This is a genomic window from Flavobacterium sp. N2038 (genome assembly GCF_025947185.1).
GTDB lineage: Bacteria > Bacteroidota > Bacteroidia > Flavobacteriales > Flavobacteriaceae > Flavobacterium.
On the sequence record NZ_CP110001.1, the window covers coordinates 4,044,413 to 4,060,580 of the forward strand.

The 16,168-nt window shown below is 38.0% G+C and carries 8 protein-coding genes; 2 read left to right on the forward strand and 6 right to left on the reverse strand.

Annotated features, from left to right (window positions below; genetic code table 11):
• Window positions 1-11 precede the first annotated feature (11 nt).
• Both OLM51_RS17835 and OLM51_RS17840 read left to right on the forward strand, forming a co-directional pair.
• Window positions 12-6,743 (forward strand): MBG domain-containing protein, encoded by a 6,732-nt coding sequence (locus OLM51_RS17835; protein ID WP_264551946.1) that lies wholly within the window; start codon window positions 12-14, stop codon window positions 6,741-6,743.
• Window positions 6,744-6,774: 31 nt separating this feature from the next.
• Window positions 6,775-8,100 (forward strand): OmpA family protein, encoded by a 1,326-nt coding sequence (locus OLM51_RS17840; protein ID WP_264551947.1) that lies wholly within the window; start codon window positions 6,775-6,777, stop codon window positions 8,098-8,100.
• A 148-nt stretch (window positions 8,101-8,248) separates the two neighbouring features.
• Here OLM51_RS17840 and OLM51_RS17845 read toward each other — a convergent pair whose 3' ends face one another.
• The 6 genes from OLM51_RS17845 to OLM51_RS17870 form a co-directional block, all read right to left on the reverse strand.
• On the reverse strand, window positions 8,249-10,576 hold the full coding sequence (locus OLM51_RS17845) for a glycoside hydrolase family 20 protein (protein ID WP_264551948.1): 2,328 nt from the start codon (window positions 10,574-10,576) through the stop codon (window positions 8,249-8,251).
• A gap of 119 nt (window positions 10,577-10,695) precedes the next feature.
• The gene (locus OLM51_RS17850; RefSeq protein WP_264551949.1) at window positions 10,696-12,330 is read right to left on the reverse strand and encodes a beta-N-acetylhexosaminidase; all 1,635 of its coding nucleotides are present in this window, start codon (window positions 12,328-12,330) and stop codon (window positions 10,696-10,698) included.
• A gap of 157 nt (window positions 12,331-12,487) precedes the next feature.
• Complete coding sequence (locus OLM51_RS17855) at window positions 12,488-13,342, reverse strand: fumarylacetoacetate hydrolase family protein (protein WP_264551950.1); 855 nt, start codon at window positions 13,340-13,342, stop codon at window positions 12,488-12,490.
• Window positions 13,343-13,401: 59 nt separating this feature from the next.
• Window positions 13,402-13,986 carry a LutC/YkgG family protein gene (locus OLM51_RS17860; protein ID WP_264551951.1) on the reverse strand — a complete coding sequence of 195 codons (585 nt, stop codon included), beginning with the start codon at window positions 13,984-13,986 and terminating at the stop codon, window positions 13,402-13,404.
• Between the two features lie 19 nt (window positions 13,987-14,005).
• Window positions 14,006-15,379 (reverse strand): lactate utilization protein B, encoded by a 1,374-nt coding sequence (locus tag OLM51_RS17865; RefSeq protein ID WP_264551952.1) that lies wholly within the window; start codon window positions 15,377-15,379, stop codon window positions 14,006-14,008.
• Window positions 15,380-15,427: 48 nt separating this feature from the next.
• Entirely contained in the window at window positions 15,428-16,165 is a 738-nt protein-coding gene (locus tag OLM51_RS17870) for a (Fe-S)-binding protein (protein WP_264551953.1), read from the reverse strand.
• Window positions 16,166-16,168: the final 3 nt, after the last annotated feature.

A 16,168-nucleotide genomic window follows, 5' to 3' on the forward strand; every position in this document is an offset into this window, starting at 1 on the left:
AATCTTATGTTATGAAAAGAAAATTACTTTTATTACTAATTATATCTCTCGGCGCGTTATTTGCGCAACCAAAAGCATACTCGCAAACACTTAGTCCTGGCGATATTGCTTTTATTGGATATAATACCAGCCCTACAGATGGTTTTTCCTTTATTACCTTAAAACTTATACCAAAAGATACCGAAATCTTTTTTACGGAGCGCGGATGGGGTAATGGAACCTGGGTAGCTGGAAGCACTGAACCTCATTTAAAATGGAAAGTTCCAGTTGATACCCCGGCAGGAACCATTATTTCAGTAATAGAAACAACTACCGCTGATACTTTCACGGTCACCGGTACAACAGGTCTGGCAATGGTAGCCGGATTTACTGGTTTTAACCTCTCTGGCGGTGATCAAATGTTGGCTTATCAATCTCCTACCGGACTGGCTGAACCTGCTTCTCCTGTTTTTATTGCAGGTGTAAATGGAGACTATAATTCTGGTGATTATGATGCTGTAACACATTGGAATCTAACAACTACAAGTGGGGGTAATTCAAGCGCATTGCCTGCAGGACTTACAAATGGGGAAAATTGTGTCTCTTTATTTCCGGGCACTGGCGAAATTGCAAACAATAAATATAATGGAACATTAAGTGGTCAGGTATCTGTTATTCTGGCTGCAATAAATAATTATACCAATTGGATACATGATCCTACAACAAACTATACTATTACAGCTGCAGGCTATCCTGCACCAGCATTAATCTTATCAGTTGCACCCACTGTTACTACCGCGGCAGCAACGAGTGTTAAATCTGTATCCGCAACTTTGGGCGGTCAGGTAACTGCTGATGGTGGAGATGCAAGTATAGAAAGAGGTGTTGTTTGGGCAACCACAGTAAATCCTACTACATCAAATAATAAGGTTATAATTGCAGGTGCTTTAGGAAACTTTAGTCAAACTATAACCGGACTTCCTGCGGGAACTTTAATCCATTTTAGGGCTTATGCAAAAAATGGTGCAGGTACCAATTATGGTACTGATCTAACCTTTACAACGGGGACTGCTTTAAATGTTTCTTCATTCTCACAAATTAATGTTAAGTGTAAAGGAGATTCAACCGGTTCTGCAAGTGTTGTTATAGCCGGAGGTACTACTCCATATTCTTATTCCTGGTCTCCGTCTGGAGGAACCGGAGCAACTGCAAGTAATCTTTCTGCCATAAACTATTCTGTAACTATCACTGACGGCGAATTAACCCAAATAACAAAAAATTTTACTATAATTGAACCCGCAGCAATACTTGGTAGCAGCATATCAAGTCAGACCAATGTGAGCTGTAATGGCGGTGCTACCGGAAGCGCTACCGTAGCACCTTCTGGAGGAGCTAGTCCTTACTTCTATTCCTGGGCACCATCAGGAGGAACCGGAGCAACAGCCTCTGGACTTACTGCACAAACCTATACTGTAACGATTACAGACAATAACTCGTGTACAACAACACAAACAGTAACGATATCAGAACCTACATTAGTACAATCTTCACCTGCTATCAGTGCTCAGCCAACTGCTTTTTCTGCTTGTGCGGGGGCAAATACTTCTGTTACAGTTACAGCAACTAATGCTTCAACATATCAATGGCAGGTAGATAGTGGTTCAGGATTTGTAAATATCACAAATGGAGGAACTGCTCCGCTCTATTCAGGAGCCAATACGGCAACTCTTGCTATCAGTAATGCAACAGGAGCAATGAATGGTTTTGCTTACAGAGTTATACTTACAAGTTCTTGTTTGAAAACGACGACATCAAATAATGCAGCGCTTACTATCAATGTAAGTCCTTCAATTTCATCACAGCCGTCTTCAAGTACTATTTGTGCAGGAGCAAACACTACATTTTCTATTACTGCGGCAAATGCAACAGGATACCAATGGCAGGTAGATAATGGAGGAGGTTTTAGCAATATTTCAAATGGAGCACCTTACTCAGGAGCAACTACAGCAACTCTTACTATAACTGGAGCAACTGCCGGACTTAATGGATATTTATACAGAGCCATAGCCACAGGAGGGTGTACTCCGACTGCGGTTTCAAATAATGCTGCTCTTACCGTTAACGCAGCACCTTCTATTTCATCTCACCCATCTGCAAGCAGTATTTGTGCAGGTGCCAATACTACATTTTCTGTCTCAGCTACAAATGCGACAGGATATCAATGGCAGGTAGATCAAGGTTTAGGTTTTAGCAATATTACTAATGGTGCACCTTACTCAGGAGCAACTACAGCAACTCTTACCATAACAGGAGCAACTGCTGGACTCAATGGATATATTTATAGAGCGATAGCGACAGGCGGTTGTACTCCAAATGCGACTTCAAATAGTGCAGCTCTTACTATTAACTCTGCACCATCTATTGTAACTCAGCCATTGCCAAGCAGTATCTGTACAGGAACAAACACTACATTTACAATCTCAGCAAACCATGCAACAGGATACCAATGGCAAGTTGATCAGGGAGCTGGTTTTATTAGTATTGCTAATGGCGCACCTTACTCGGGAGCAACTACAGCAACTCTTACCATAACAGGAGCAACTGTCGGGCTTAATGGATATCGCTACAGAGCTGTAGCTACTGGGGTATGTGTACCTGCAGTAACATCAAATGATGTTTTGCTTTCTGTTGGTCCTGCCCCTTCTATTACGGCACAACCATCTTCAGCAACCATTTGTATTGGTGAAAATACCACTTTTGTTAGTGCCGCTTCAAATGCAACAAGTGTTCAATGGCAGGTAAATGAGGGTTTGGGTTTTGTGAATGTTAATAATACAGCTCCCTACTCAGGAGCAACTACTCCATCACTAACTATTACAGGAGCAACTGCTTCTTTAAATAATTATCAATATCGTTTAGTAGCAGTTGGCAACTGTACTCCTAACGCCATTTCTTCGGTTGCAACACTAACAGTGCCAACCATTGTTGCAAATGCTACACAGACTAATGTAAGCTGTAATCAAGGTGGTAATGGTACCGCAACAGTTGCACCATCTGGAGGGACTGCACCCTATACTTTGCTTTGGTCAAATAATGAAACTTCAGCAACAATTACCGGTTTAAGTGCAGGAAATTACAGCGTAACAATTAAAGACGCTAATCTTTGTCAGATTATACAAAATTTTACTATTACAGAACCATCAAAATTGATGGCTTCTCAGGGAGGATTAGTCAATGTAAGCTGTAATGGCGGTTCTAACGGAGCAGCAACTGTAAATGTAACCGGAGGTGCAGGAAACTATACTTATTCATGGGCACCTTCCGGAGGAACAGCAGCAACTGCAAGTGGTCTTACAAGCGGAACATACACTGTAACTGTTAAGGATGCTAACTTATGTCAAACTACTCAAAGTTTTACTATTTCACAACCAAATGCTCTATCTGCTACTATAAGTAAAACTGATATATTGTGTAACGGAACTCCATCGGGATCTGCTTCAGTTACTGTAACTGGTGGAACGTCAAATTATACGTATTCATGGTCACCTTCCGGAGGTACTTCGGCTATAGCAAGCAATCTTAGTGCAGGAGACTATACTGTTACGATAACAGATGCTAACTCATGTCAGTTAACAAAAACGGTTACAATTATCGAACCTCCAACAGCCTTAATCGTGGGTGCAGGATCAATAACAAATGTGGCATGTTTTGGCGGAACTACCGGTTCTGCAAGTGTTATCGTATCAGGAGGAACAGGAAATTATAGTTACTCATGGGCGCCTTCTGGAGGAACAGCAGCAACAGCTACGGGTCTTGCTAGTGGAACATACAATGTAACTGTTACAGACGAAAATGGTTGTCAGAAAACACAGTCCATTACAATTAGTCAACCAGCTTCAGCGCTTTCTGCAACTACGGCATCAATAGGTGTTAGCTGTAACGGAGGAAGCAATGGTTCTGCAAGTGTAACAGTATCAGGAGGGACTCCAAATTATACTTATGCATGGGCTCCACTTGGCGGTACCGGATCGTCTATTTCGGGCAGACCTGCAGGAGATTATACCTGTACTATTACAGATGCTAATGGATGTTCACTTGTTAAAAACATTACAATTAATACACCTGCCCCATTTTCAGCTACAGTTTCGTCGACAGATGTTTCCTGCAACGGAGGAAGTAATGGTTCGGCAAATATTACAGTATCAGGAGCTACATTCCCTTATAGCTACTCATGGAGCCCAACTGGTGGTTCAGCTGCAACTGCTTCCGGATTGTCTGCGGGAGATTATACAGTAACGGTTACAGACGCAAACAACTGTGCATATCCAGTATCTGTGCACATAAGCCAACCTACAGCTTTAACAATGACACTATCAAAAACTGATGTCCTTTGTAACGGAGGTGCAACAGGAACAGCTACTGCAAATCCTTTGGGGGGTAATGGCTCTTATACTTATCAATGGTCACCAATTGGAGGAAGTAATGCGACTGCTACAGGTTTAACCGCAGGAGATTACAGCTGTACTGTTACAGATGCCAAAGGCTGTTTTATTATGAAAACTATCACTATTATTGAGCCTAATATACTTGATGCAACAACATCTCAAATCGATGCTACTTGCACTACACCTGGTCAGGCATCAGTTACTCCTTCTGGAGGAACTTTACCTTACAGCTATTTGTGGTCAACGGGCGGAATAACAAATCAGGAAACAAATTTAGCCGCAGGAAATCATAGTGTTGTCATTACAGATGGTAATGGATGTACCGTAACTAAAAACTTTACAATAGTAACAAACAACACATTAGTGGCAACCCAATCTCAAAATGATGTATTATGTAATGGCGCAAATACAGGTTCAATTACCGTTACTCCTTCGGGAGCACCGGGACCATTTTCATATGTATGGTCGCCTTCTGGTGGTAATAGTGCTACAGCAAACAATCTTACTGCTGGAAATTATTCTGTAACAATAACATCTGCAAATGGATGTTCAATTATAAAAAACTTTACAATAACTGAACCTTCTGCCATTACCTTAGTCCCTTCTCAAGTAAATATTTTATGTAATGGTCAGGCTACTGGTGAAGCTACTATCTCTGCTACAGGAGGAACCGGAGCTTACACATATTCATGGGCTCCTTCCGGGGCAACTGGCGCAACAGCAACAGGATTAGCCGCAGGTACACACACTGTAACCGTTAAAGATGCAAATGGATGTACAGCAATACATAACTTTACAATAGAAGAACCAAATCCAATTATTGTAACAGTTTCTAAAACTGACGTAACTTGTATTGGATCTAGTAATGGTTCTGTTTCTTTGAGCGTAACAGGTGGTACCGGAACTTATACGTATTCATGGGCACCATTATCAGGAACGGGATCTACTATTTCTGGTCTTTCGGCGGGAACTTATACGGTAACAATTACCGATGCCAGTTCATGTTCGATCACTGAAAATATTACTATTAGTCAGCCAGATAATCTTGTTAGCTTGAGCACACTGACACCTTCTAGCGTGACTGTCTCTGGTGCTGTTTTAACCGGAACTGTTTCTTCAGACGGAATTAACAGAGATAAAGGGGAATGTTTAGCCGAAGCCGGTTTTGTTTTTGCAACACATGCTAATCCAACTGTAACAGATACTAAAATTACTATTGGTACTGCATTAGGTTCCCTTAGTTCATCGTTATCTAATTTAAAAGGAAACACGACCTACTATGTTAAAACCTATGCTATCAATAGTAATGGAAATGTGAATTACGGAAACGAAATCAGTTTTACAACAGAAAAATACAAACTTACTATTACAGCCACGGCCGGACATAAAAAAGTGTACGGTACTGCAGATCCCGTTTTCGATTACACGGCATCAGGATTTGTAAATGGTGATACCAATGCTATAATTTCTGGTAATCTTTCAAGAGTTGCAGGAGAAAATGTTGGTACGTATGCTATTACAGCCGGAAGTATTAGTGCCGGTGCTAACTACATCATCGTACTTGAAAGCGCCTCTTTTGAAATTACTAAAGCAGATCAGGTAATAACATGGTCTCAATCTTTAGAATTTGGATGTGATACGGGAGAAGAAGCTCAACTTACCGCCTCTTCCAACAGCGGACTTCCAATAAGTTATACTATAGCTAATTCAAATATTGGCGAAATATCGGGAACAACTTTACATATTAAGAATGCCGGCAGTACAACAATTACAGCAGATCAAAATGGAAATCTGAATTATAATCCTGCAACAGCAGTTACAAAACCAGTAACGGTAAGTCAGTCCGGACTTGTTATTCAGCAGTGGTCTGATGTGCTTTTATTCAATAACCAAGGCAAAATCTTTGTAGCATGGCAGTGGTATAAAAACGGAACAGCCGTTGTTGGTGCAACACGTCAGTATTACAGCGAAGGTCAGCCTTTAAATGGAACCTATTATGTAATTGCTAAGGATAAAAACGGAAATTCGATTAAATCATGTCCAATTGTATTGACAGGAGTAGTTTTTACAAACACATTAAAGGTATATCCTAACCCGGTAAAAGCATCAAATGAATTTACTTTGGAATGTAATTTTAGTGAATCTCAACTAAGCGGAGCAACAGTAACTATCTTTAACATTACCGGAACACTTGTTCAGACTATTTCTAATGTAAAAGTTAAAAATCAAATTACTGCACCGTCTCAATCAGGAGTTTATATTATAATGCTTACCCTATCAAGTGGTCAGCTAAAAACAATCAATTTGTTGGTAAACTAAAGAATGAGATTTAATTAAAAAACAGATGAAAATGAAAATTAAAATCGTAATAGGCCTATTTTTATTATATAACCTTAATACAAATGCTCAGGAAATTAACATTAAACTCAACGGAGGGCTGTCTGGAATTCTTTATGACAGCCCCGTGGGTGATGGCGAACTGAAATTTGGAGGAGGATTAGGAGTTGGATATACTCATTTCTTTAGTAATCATTGGGGAATTGCTACTGGTGTTGATTTTATGTACAATCAAAATAGTTTTAAACTTAATGATGGAACAACAATCAGCTCTTATGAAGTTGACGATCAGACTTCAGCTTTTGAGTATCAGGTAACACCAAAGAATTACAAAGAAGATCAACACTTTATTTCTTTTGCAATACCGATACTTTTACAATACCGAACTATGATGGCAAGCCAGACGCAATGGTATTTGGGGTTTGGGGGAAAAGTATTGTTTCCCGGCAAACAAACCGTAGAAGCCTCAGCCAGTGAGCTACAACTCAGCGGTTATTATCCTGATTTAAATCTTGTGATTGATGATTTGCCTTCGCATGGATTTGGAAAAGTAACCAACTGGCAGGACAAAACTACTGTTAGTCTTGAAACTGTATTTTTGCTAAGTGTTGAAACTGGTCTTAATTTTAAACTTAAAGATAATTTACAACTCTACACAGGAGTTTATGCAGATTATGGTTTAACCGATTTGGCTCAGGATACTCCAAACAACAATATTGTTTCATATAGTCCTAGCGGATTGAATGCTGTAGAAGCAAAAGGTGTTATTGGAAATAAACAAATTGTAGAGGAAAGCCGCTATTTTTCTGCAGGGATTCAATTAAAATTAGGATTCATGCTAAATAAAAACAAGCAGGAACCTGTAAAAACTACTGTAGCAGAACCAAAGACTGAAGCTCCAGTTGTTGCCACAAAACAGCCTGATCCTGTACCTCAAAAAATTGTTGAGGTACCTGCAACTCCTGCTCCTGCTAAAGCAAAAGAAGTTACAGCCGATCAGCGCGCTTATATCGAAAAACCTTTGGCTTTTGAGCAGGTAGGAAATACAGCTGTTTCGCCACAGTTAGCCTCAAGACTTGATGAAATTGCTGCAATTCTAAAAGAAAGCAACACTACCGAAGTGAATATTACAGGATATACCTGCAATATTGGAACAGAGTCACGCAACTCAGAAATAGGGATGATGAGAGCTCAGGCTGTAGCAGATTATTTAAAAAACAAAGGAATTGAGACCAATAGAATGCATTTGTTTTCTAAAGGACAAAACGAACCTCTGGTTCCAAATACGTCCAATACAAACAAAGCATTAAATCGCAGAGTTTCAATTAATCTCGAATAATACAAACTAGTTAATTCAATACATTCTATTCAAAAAAAAGCTGTCTCTTAATGAGACAGCTTTTTTTTGATATTAAATATCATGATGAGGTAGTTTTTTAAAAGAACAAAAACAAGACTGCATATTTTGTCTATTTTACATTCATTTTTTATTCCACCATAATTTCATCAACAAACAGCCAGGCAGTTTGTCCTTCACCAGGATGACCTGCCGGACACTGTCCCAGATTTTTGGCAGTAACACGAACAAACTTTGCTTTTTGTGCTGTAAACTTCGCTGTAAAATCTTTTATCTGAATCTCTTTTTCTGATGCAGAAACTGAATTGGTTACCGTTTTTACTTCTGTAAAAGTAATCCCGTCTTGCGATACTTCAAACTTTACCCATTGTGGCAAAAATATCCACTGACTCCAATTCTGAATACAACCCAGTGTGATACTATTTACAGCTGTATTGGTCCCCAAATCAATAGTGGCAATTAAATCTTTTCCATCAAATCCGTGCCATTGTTTACCAATATCTTTCGTACCTCTAAAACCATCAATCAATGTATTAGCTCCATTAGCCCGATAATGACTGCTGTTTGTATTTGCATAACTTATTGTTTTTCCTGTTGCTTTATTAAAGGTAAAAGATTGTTCTGCTGGTTTTGCACTCACTACTTTATTATTTATAACTGTAATTGCTTTTACCGCCATAGAACTATTTACAACAAACGGTTTTTCATACTTAATACTACTTATCGAAGGCTCACTTCCATCAGTTGTATAATAAATTACTGCACCTATCTGATCGGTATCCAATTCAATAAAAAGCGTATTATTTTCGACTACCGGCTTAATATCTACTTTAAAGTTACCTTTAGAATAACGAATTCCTCTTTGTTCAAAACCTACTAAATGCGGTTGTAAACGTTCGGCAAAATTTTTCCAGTCACGTTGTTCTTTTTTAGACCACAATACCTCAGCCAATGCAAGCATACGAGGTAGAATCATGTATTTTACATGTTCTGCAGTAGTTATATATTCTGTCCATAAATTAGCTTGTGCACCCAAAACACGTTTAGATTCTTCTGTGGTTAATTCTACAGGAATTGGGTCATAATTATAAACTTTTTTCAAGGTATTAAATCCTCCTATCGCAAGAGGCTCCGTTTCAGGATCACCTTGATAATGATCAAAATAATATGGAGACCCCGGTGTCATCACTACATCATGTCCCATTTTGGCCGCTTCGATTCCGCCAGCTTCACCGCGCCAGCTCATAACCGTTGCCTCAGGAGCTAATCCTCCTTCCAGAATTTCATCCCATCCAATCATTTTTCTGTTATTAGAAATCAAGAACTTTTCCATTCTGCGAATGAAATAACTTTGCAATTCTTTCTCATCCTTTAATTGCTCCTTTTTCATTCTATCTTGACATTTAGCACAATGCTTCCAGCTTGTTTTGTCTACTTCATCTCCCCCAATATGAATATATTTTGAGGGAAAAATGGTCATCACTTCTGTTAGTACGTCTTGCAAGAACGTAAAAGCCTGATCATTTCCTGCACAATAATTACTCTCGACTTTACTGGCTAAGAAATTTCCAGATTGTGCGAAATTATTTTTAGAATTACAGGAAAGTTCCGGATATGCCGCCATAGCAGCTTCTGAGTGTCCTGGCATTTCTATCTCAGGCACCACTGTAATATTTCTTGCTTTGGCATAAGCCACAATTTCTTTGGCTTGTTCCTGAGTGTAATAGCCCCCGTAAGTCGATTTACTTCTGTCGGCATTAAATTCTATTTCAGCCCAATTCCATGATTTTCCCCAATCATCAACTCGCCAGGCGGCTTGCTGAGTTAGTTTAGGATATTTTTTAATTTCTAAACGCCATCCTGCACCATCAACTAAGTGCCAGTGAAAAACATTCATTTTGTAAGCTGCCAGTAAATCAATAAACTCTTTTACCAATTCAGGAGAAGCAAAATGACGGCTAACATCCAGCATCATACCTCGCCACTGAAAACGAGGATAATCTTTTATTTCCATACTTGGAATCTGAACCAAATCATTTGTTCGGCTAAAAGGCAGTGTTTGCAATAAAGATTGAACACCATAAAACAATCCTTTTGATGTGTTTGCTTTGATATGAATTTCTTTTGGATTTACGGAAAGTAAATATCCTTCGTCTCCAATTTCTTTGATTTTTTCAATGCTAAAAATAATCTCTTTTCCATTTGTTTTAGTACTGTTTAATTCAAATCCTGTAACTCGTTTTACGTATTCTTTAAAAAAGTGAACTACTTTTTCAGCTGCTGCATACTTCTTATCTACTTTAATAATGACTGAATTATCAAAGAAAAAACTGCCTTGTTTGATTTCTAAATTTACAGGCTGCGGAATTATATGAACGGATTTCTGCGCCTGTAAATGCATTGAAAATGCCAATACAGCAGCTAGAATTAAATTTGTGGTTGTTTTTTTGGTTTTCATTATTTGATATAATTGGCTAAAAGTTAATTTTTTAAATTCAAATTTCGTTTTGATTTTAAAAATTGGGCAAATAACAAAAGACAGCCCAAGTATAGCTGTCTTTTATTCATTTCCTATTATTATTGCTCTTTAAAATAATTCGCTCCCCACATGGTATAGCGTTTTTTCATGGTTTCAATTTTTGTTTGAAATTGGGGCCAGTCTTTTTTATCTTTTGGAGACCATAAAACTTCACTTAAAGCACTCAAACGAGGAAATATCATGTACTCAACTTTTGCCGGATTGGCCATATATTCTGTCCAGACATTACCCTGAGCACCCAAAACATATTTTGCTTGTTGCTCATTCAACTCTTTCGGAATTGGCTCGTAGCTGTACACTTTTTCTAATGGCAAAAATCCGCCAATGGTAACTTCTTTTTCGTTTTTGGTTTGTGAATGATCTAAATAAACGTGACTTCCCGGCGTCATGATAACCTGATGGTTTTCTTTGGCTGCCGCAATTCCGCCTTCTTCACCTCTCCAGCTCATCACCACTGCATTTGGTGCCAGCCCACCTTCTAATATTTCGTCCCAGCCAATGAGTGTTCTTCCTTTTTTATTGATGTATTTTTCCATACGCTGAATAAAATAACTTTGAAGTTCGTGCTCGTCCTTCAATCCTTTTTCTTTTATTAGTTGTTGGCAAAATTCGCTTCTTTTCCAGTTGTCTTTTGGAGATTCGTCACCACCTACATGAATGTATTTTGACGGGAATAGAGCCACTACTTCATCCAGAACATCTTCCAAAAATTTAAACGTATTTTCAGTTGGTACAAATACATCAGCATGTACACCCCAGGTTTCCTGAACGACCTTATTTCTTCCGGCTGCCATTTCTTTTTTGCTCTGGTTCGAAATCATATTATCAGGAAGTTTTGTTTTCTCGTTTGGAAAACAACTTAATTCCGGATAAGCTGCAATTGCAGCACTGCTGTGGCCCGGCATTTCAATTTCAGGAATGACTGTAATAAATCGGTCTGCAGCATATTTTACAATATCTTTTACCTCTTCTTGTGTATAAAAGCCCTGCTCCGGAGTATTATCGCTTCCTGTTCCCGGATATCGGCCAATAATACTGCCATTTCTTTTGGAACCTATTTCGGTAAGCTTTGGGTATTTTTTAATTTCAATTCTCCATCCCTGATCTTCAGTAAGATGCCAGTGAAAATAATTTAACTTATGCAAAGCCAGATAATCAATGTACTTTTTTACAAAAGATACCGGAAAGAAATGACGTCCAACATCCAGCATAGCACCTCTGTAAACAAAACGAGGTTCATCGTTTACTTCTACAGCAGCAATCGCCAGAGTATTATTTTTCTCTACAGGTAATAACTGAATAAGAGTTTGTATTCCGTAAAAAGTACCAATGGCAGAATTTCCGGTAATTTCAACTCCGTTTTTATCCGATTTTAAAGTATATCCTTCTCCTTTAAGTCCATCGATATTTTTTTTACTAACCAGCTTAATCGAATTTTTGCTTACTTTTTTTGATATGGGTAAAGTAAGACCATAATAATCCAACAAATATTTATTAAGAAAAGCTGCTGTAGCATTATCTTCTGTATTTGCAACAACCAAACTGGTTTGTGAATTAATCACAAAATTTCCTGCATTTTTAACCACTTTTACCGGCTGCGGAATAATATTTACTTCCTGTGCAAACGACAATGTGCTGCATAAAAGAAGGGAAAAGAAAAATGACTTCACCATGTTTAAATTTTATTAAATATTGTTAAAAACTAAAAAAATCCTATGTGTGTACGATAACACTTTAAGCTTAAATCACTATGATTTTTACAAACACATAGTCCCGATAATTTATCGGGATTATGTGCTTTAATTAATTCCTCAAAGAGGTTACATTAATCTATTTTGTGTAAGGTACTGCCAGCTGTTTACTGCTTCCTAAACCATCCATTCCTAATTCTACCACATCTCCGGCTTTTAAGTATAAAGGCTCTGGTTTAATTCCTAGACCAACCCCCGGAGGCGTTCCTGTACTAATGATATCACCCGGAAGTAACGTCATAAACTGACTTAGATAATGTACTAAAAACGGGATCTTAAATACCAGATTGGAAGTATTACTGTTTTGGAATGTTTTTCCGTTCACTGTCAGCCACATTGGTATGTTATTTACATCTGCAATTTCATCCTGAGTTGCCAAAAATGGTCCAAGTGGAGCAAATGTATCACATCCTTTTCCTTTTGCCCATTGCCCTCCTCGTTCTATCTGAAAAGCTCTTTCGCTGTAATCATTTAGCAAAGCGTAGCCGGCAACATAATCTAAAGCATCTGCTTCTTCTACATAACTTGCTTTTTTACCCACTACAAAAGCCAGTTCAATTTCCCAATCTGTTTTTTCACTGTTTTTTGGAATAATCAAATCATCATTTGGTCCGCATAAAGAGGTAGTTGATTTAAAAAAGATAATTGGCTCGGTTGGAATTGGTGCATTGGTTTCACGACAATGATCTACATAATTCAATCCGATACAAATAATTTTTGAAGGTCTTGCAACCGGCGATCCTAGTCGCACTGAAGCGTCTACTTCTGGCAGGACAGGATTGCTTTCTAATGCTTTTTTAAGTTTTTCTAATCCGTTTTCTTCAAAAAAAGCTTCATTGTAATCCGTTACTATCGAGGATACATCAAATCTTTTTTCGTCTATTAAAACACCTGGTTTTTCTTTACCGGCTTCTCCAAATCGTATTAGTTTCATTTTATTACTTTATTATATTATACTTTTCTTATTTGCTCAGACAACATTATCCTTGTTGTTTATTCTATTACATAAATCGTAGCGCTTCTTGCACCATGTGCTCCAATTACTAATGATTGTTCAATATCAGCAGTTTTAGAAGGTCCGGCTATAAAAGCACCAAATCCTTCTTTTGATACATCAAGTTTTTGATATGCCTGATGTAAAGTGTTTACAATATCTTTTTTCTCGATTATCAAAATCAAATGCTGACATATAAAAGGAATAAGTCTGTTTATCATTTGACTTTCATAAACCCATATAGCACCGTTTTCTGCCACACCAACTGTTCCTTTCACATACGCTTTTTCTACTTTTTCTAATTCAATTGCAGATAAAGAAGCTACTTGTTCATCTATATTTCCAAGTGAAGAAATTGTATTTACAACGAAACTTCCGCTTATTTTATCAGCTAATAATTGATCTTTTAGCATTGTAATATCCGAAATCAATTCTGCTTTACCGCCAATGCTCTCCAATACTGTTTTAAACTGCGCATAAGCATCTTCATAATGAATAACAGCGCTAATATCAATAACAGGAAGTTCAGCCAATTCAGGCTGATTCATCGTTATGGCATTCAATATATTTTCTCTTGCGCTCATACTCTCTTTCTCTGCTATTTTATTTTTGGTTTTTCCCGTTTTTCAAATACCAATCACGGAATGATTCCTTTGGAGCAACTGGCATTTCTCGTTGTTTAGACCAAACATTTAATTTATTGTTTACCATAAAAGGGAATAAATGCATTACTCCTCTTCCCATTTTTCCCATCAAACGGTACACTTTAGGATTCGAGAATATAAAATCCATTCCCTTCATTCCTATTTTTTTACTTGTAGCTACATATCCTTCAGAAACAATAACTTGTCTCCATTTCCATAACTGTTCATGGATATTGATTTTTACAGGACACACATTAGTACAACTACCACATAAGGTTGATGCAAAAGGCAAATCGGCATTGGCTTTCATATCCAAATTTGGATTTAAAATAGAACCAATTGGTCCTGCAACGGCTGTATGATAACTATGTCCGCCACTTCTGCGGTATACCGGACAAGTGTTGAAACAGGCTGCGCAACGGATACATTTTAATGAATTTCTGAAATCTTCTCTTCCCAATTGTTTGCTACGTCCATTATCTACAATCACGATATGCATTTCCTGATTGGGTCTTGGTTTATGAAAATGGCTCGAGTAAGTAGTAATAGGCTGACCTGTAGCACTTCTGGCTAATAATCTCAAAAAAACTGATAAATGTTCTGCTTTTGGGATTAATTTTTCAAAGCCCATACAGGCAATGTGTACAGGCGCTGTATGTGCTCCCATATCAGCATTTCCTTCATTGGTACAAACTACAAAACCTCCTGTTTCGGCAATGGCAAAATTGACTCCTGTAATCGCTAATTCCGATTCTACAAACTTATTACGCAAATGTTGTCTCGCGGCTTCGGTTAAATATTGCGGATCATTATTTCCTTTTTCCGTTTGTAAATGCTCATGAAAAGTAGCACTTACATCTTCTTTTTTTAAGTGAATTGCCGGCAACACAATATGGCTTGGAGGTTCTTTTCTGAATTGAACAATGCGTTCTCCCAAATCAGTGTCAACTACTTCTATTCCGTTATGCTGTAGATATTCATTCAAATGACACTCTTCGGTTAACATACTCTTGCTCTTAACAATTTTCTGAATACCGTGTTTTTTGATAATTTCGTGAACTATCGCGTTGTGTTCCTTGGCATCTGCTGCCCAGTGTACTTTTATGCCGTTGGCAATGGCATTTTTTTCAAATTCTATTAGATAATTGGAAAGATTAGAAAGTGTGCGATTTTTAATCTGCGAGCCCCATTCTCTTAATTGTTCCCATTCCGGTATGCCATGAGCCGCCTTGTCACGCTTTGCGCGAACAAACCACAAGGTTTCATCGTGCCAGTCGGTTCTAGGCTCGTCAGCTATAAACTTTTCCGCTAATGCAGCATGTTTTACCGTCATCTTTCTTTCGTATTAAGTGTCTTCTTTTTAAAGAAATCACTTTTATTTTTAAACTAAACCATTCAATATTTCAGCAATATGAATCGTTTTTACTTTACTTCCTCTTCGTTTCAGCAGACCTTCCATATGCATCAAGCAGCTTGTATCTCCTCCTGTAATATAGTCGACATCATTGACTTCATGTTCTTTTATTCTATCCTTTCCCATTTTTACACTTACAGCTTCTTCAAAAACGCAAAAAGTACCCCCAAAACCGCAACATTCATCATTACGTTCCGGTCTTCTTAATTCAATCCCCTCAACCATATTTAATAATTGTTCGGGTTTAGAAAACTCGGGCAACATTTGTTCAGTCATAGAAGAAAGATGCAAACCTCTTTGTCCGTGGCAGCTATTGTGCAATCCTACTTTATACGGAAAACGAGCCTTCAGACTTTTAATTTTTAAAATATCAGTCAAAAACTCTGTGAGTTCGTAAACAGTACTTCGAATGTGAGCCGTTTCCTGCGGATTTTCGGCATCCTGCAAATGTTCTTTTACATGCAAAACACAACTTCCTGAAGGTGCTACTATATAATCAAATCCTGAAAAATTTTTAACAAAATTCTGGTCACAGCCTTTACTTAAACTTGCAAAACCACTATTTGCCATAGGTTGACCACAGCAGGTTTGCTCTAATGGAAAAGTAACATCACAACCCAGTTTTTGCAATAACTGTAAAGCAGCAATACCCACATTGGGGTAAAACTGATCGATATAGCAGGGTATGAATAAGGCAATTTTCATTGT

Bases quoted from the DNA above. Each gene is read 5' to 3' on its own strand.
- OLM51_RS17840 (WP_264551947.1), top strand. From the start codon at position 6,775: ATGAAAATTAAAATCGTAATAGGCCTATTTTTATTATATAACCTTAAT.
- OLM51_RS17855 (WP_264551950.1), bottom strand. From the start codon at position 13,342: ATGAAACTAATACGATTTGGAGAAGCCGGTAAAGAAAAACCAGGTGTT.
- OLM51_RS17870 (WP_264551953.1), bottom strand. From the start codon at position 16,165: ATGAAAATTGCCTTATTCATACCCTGCTATATCGATCAGTTTTACCCC.
- OLM51_RS17860 (WP_264551951.1), bottom strand. From the start codon at position 13,986: ATGAGCGCAAGAGAAAATATATTGAATGCCATAACGATGAATCAGCCT.
- OLM51_RS17845 (WP_264551948.1), bottom strand. From the start codon at position 10,576: ATGAAAACCAAAAAAACAACCACAAATTTAATTCTAGCTGCTGTATTG.
- OLM51_RS17865 (WP_264551952.1), bottom strand. From the start codon at position 15,379: ATGACGGTAAAACATGCTGCATTAGCGGAAAAGTTTATAGCTGACGAG.
- OLM51_RS17850 (WP_264551949.1), bottom strand. From the start codon at position 12,330: ATGGTGAAGTCATTTTTCTTTTCCCTTCTTTTATGCAGCACATTGTCG.
- OLM51_RS17835 (WP_264551946.1), top strand. From the start codon at position 12: ATGAAAAGAAAATTACTTTTATTACTAATTATATCTCTCGGCGCGTTA.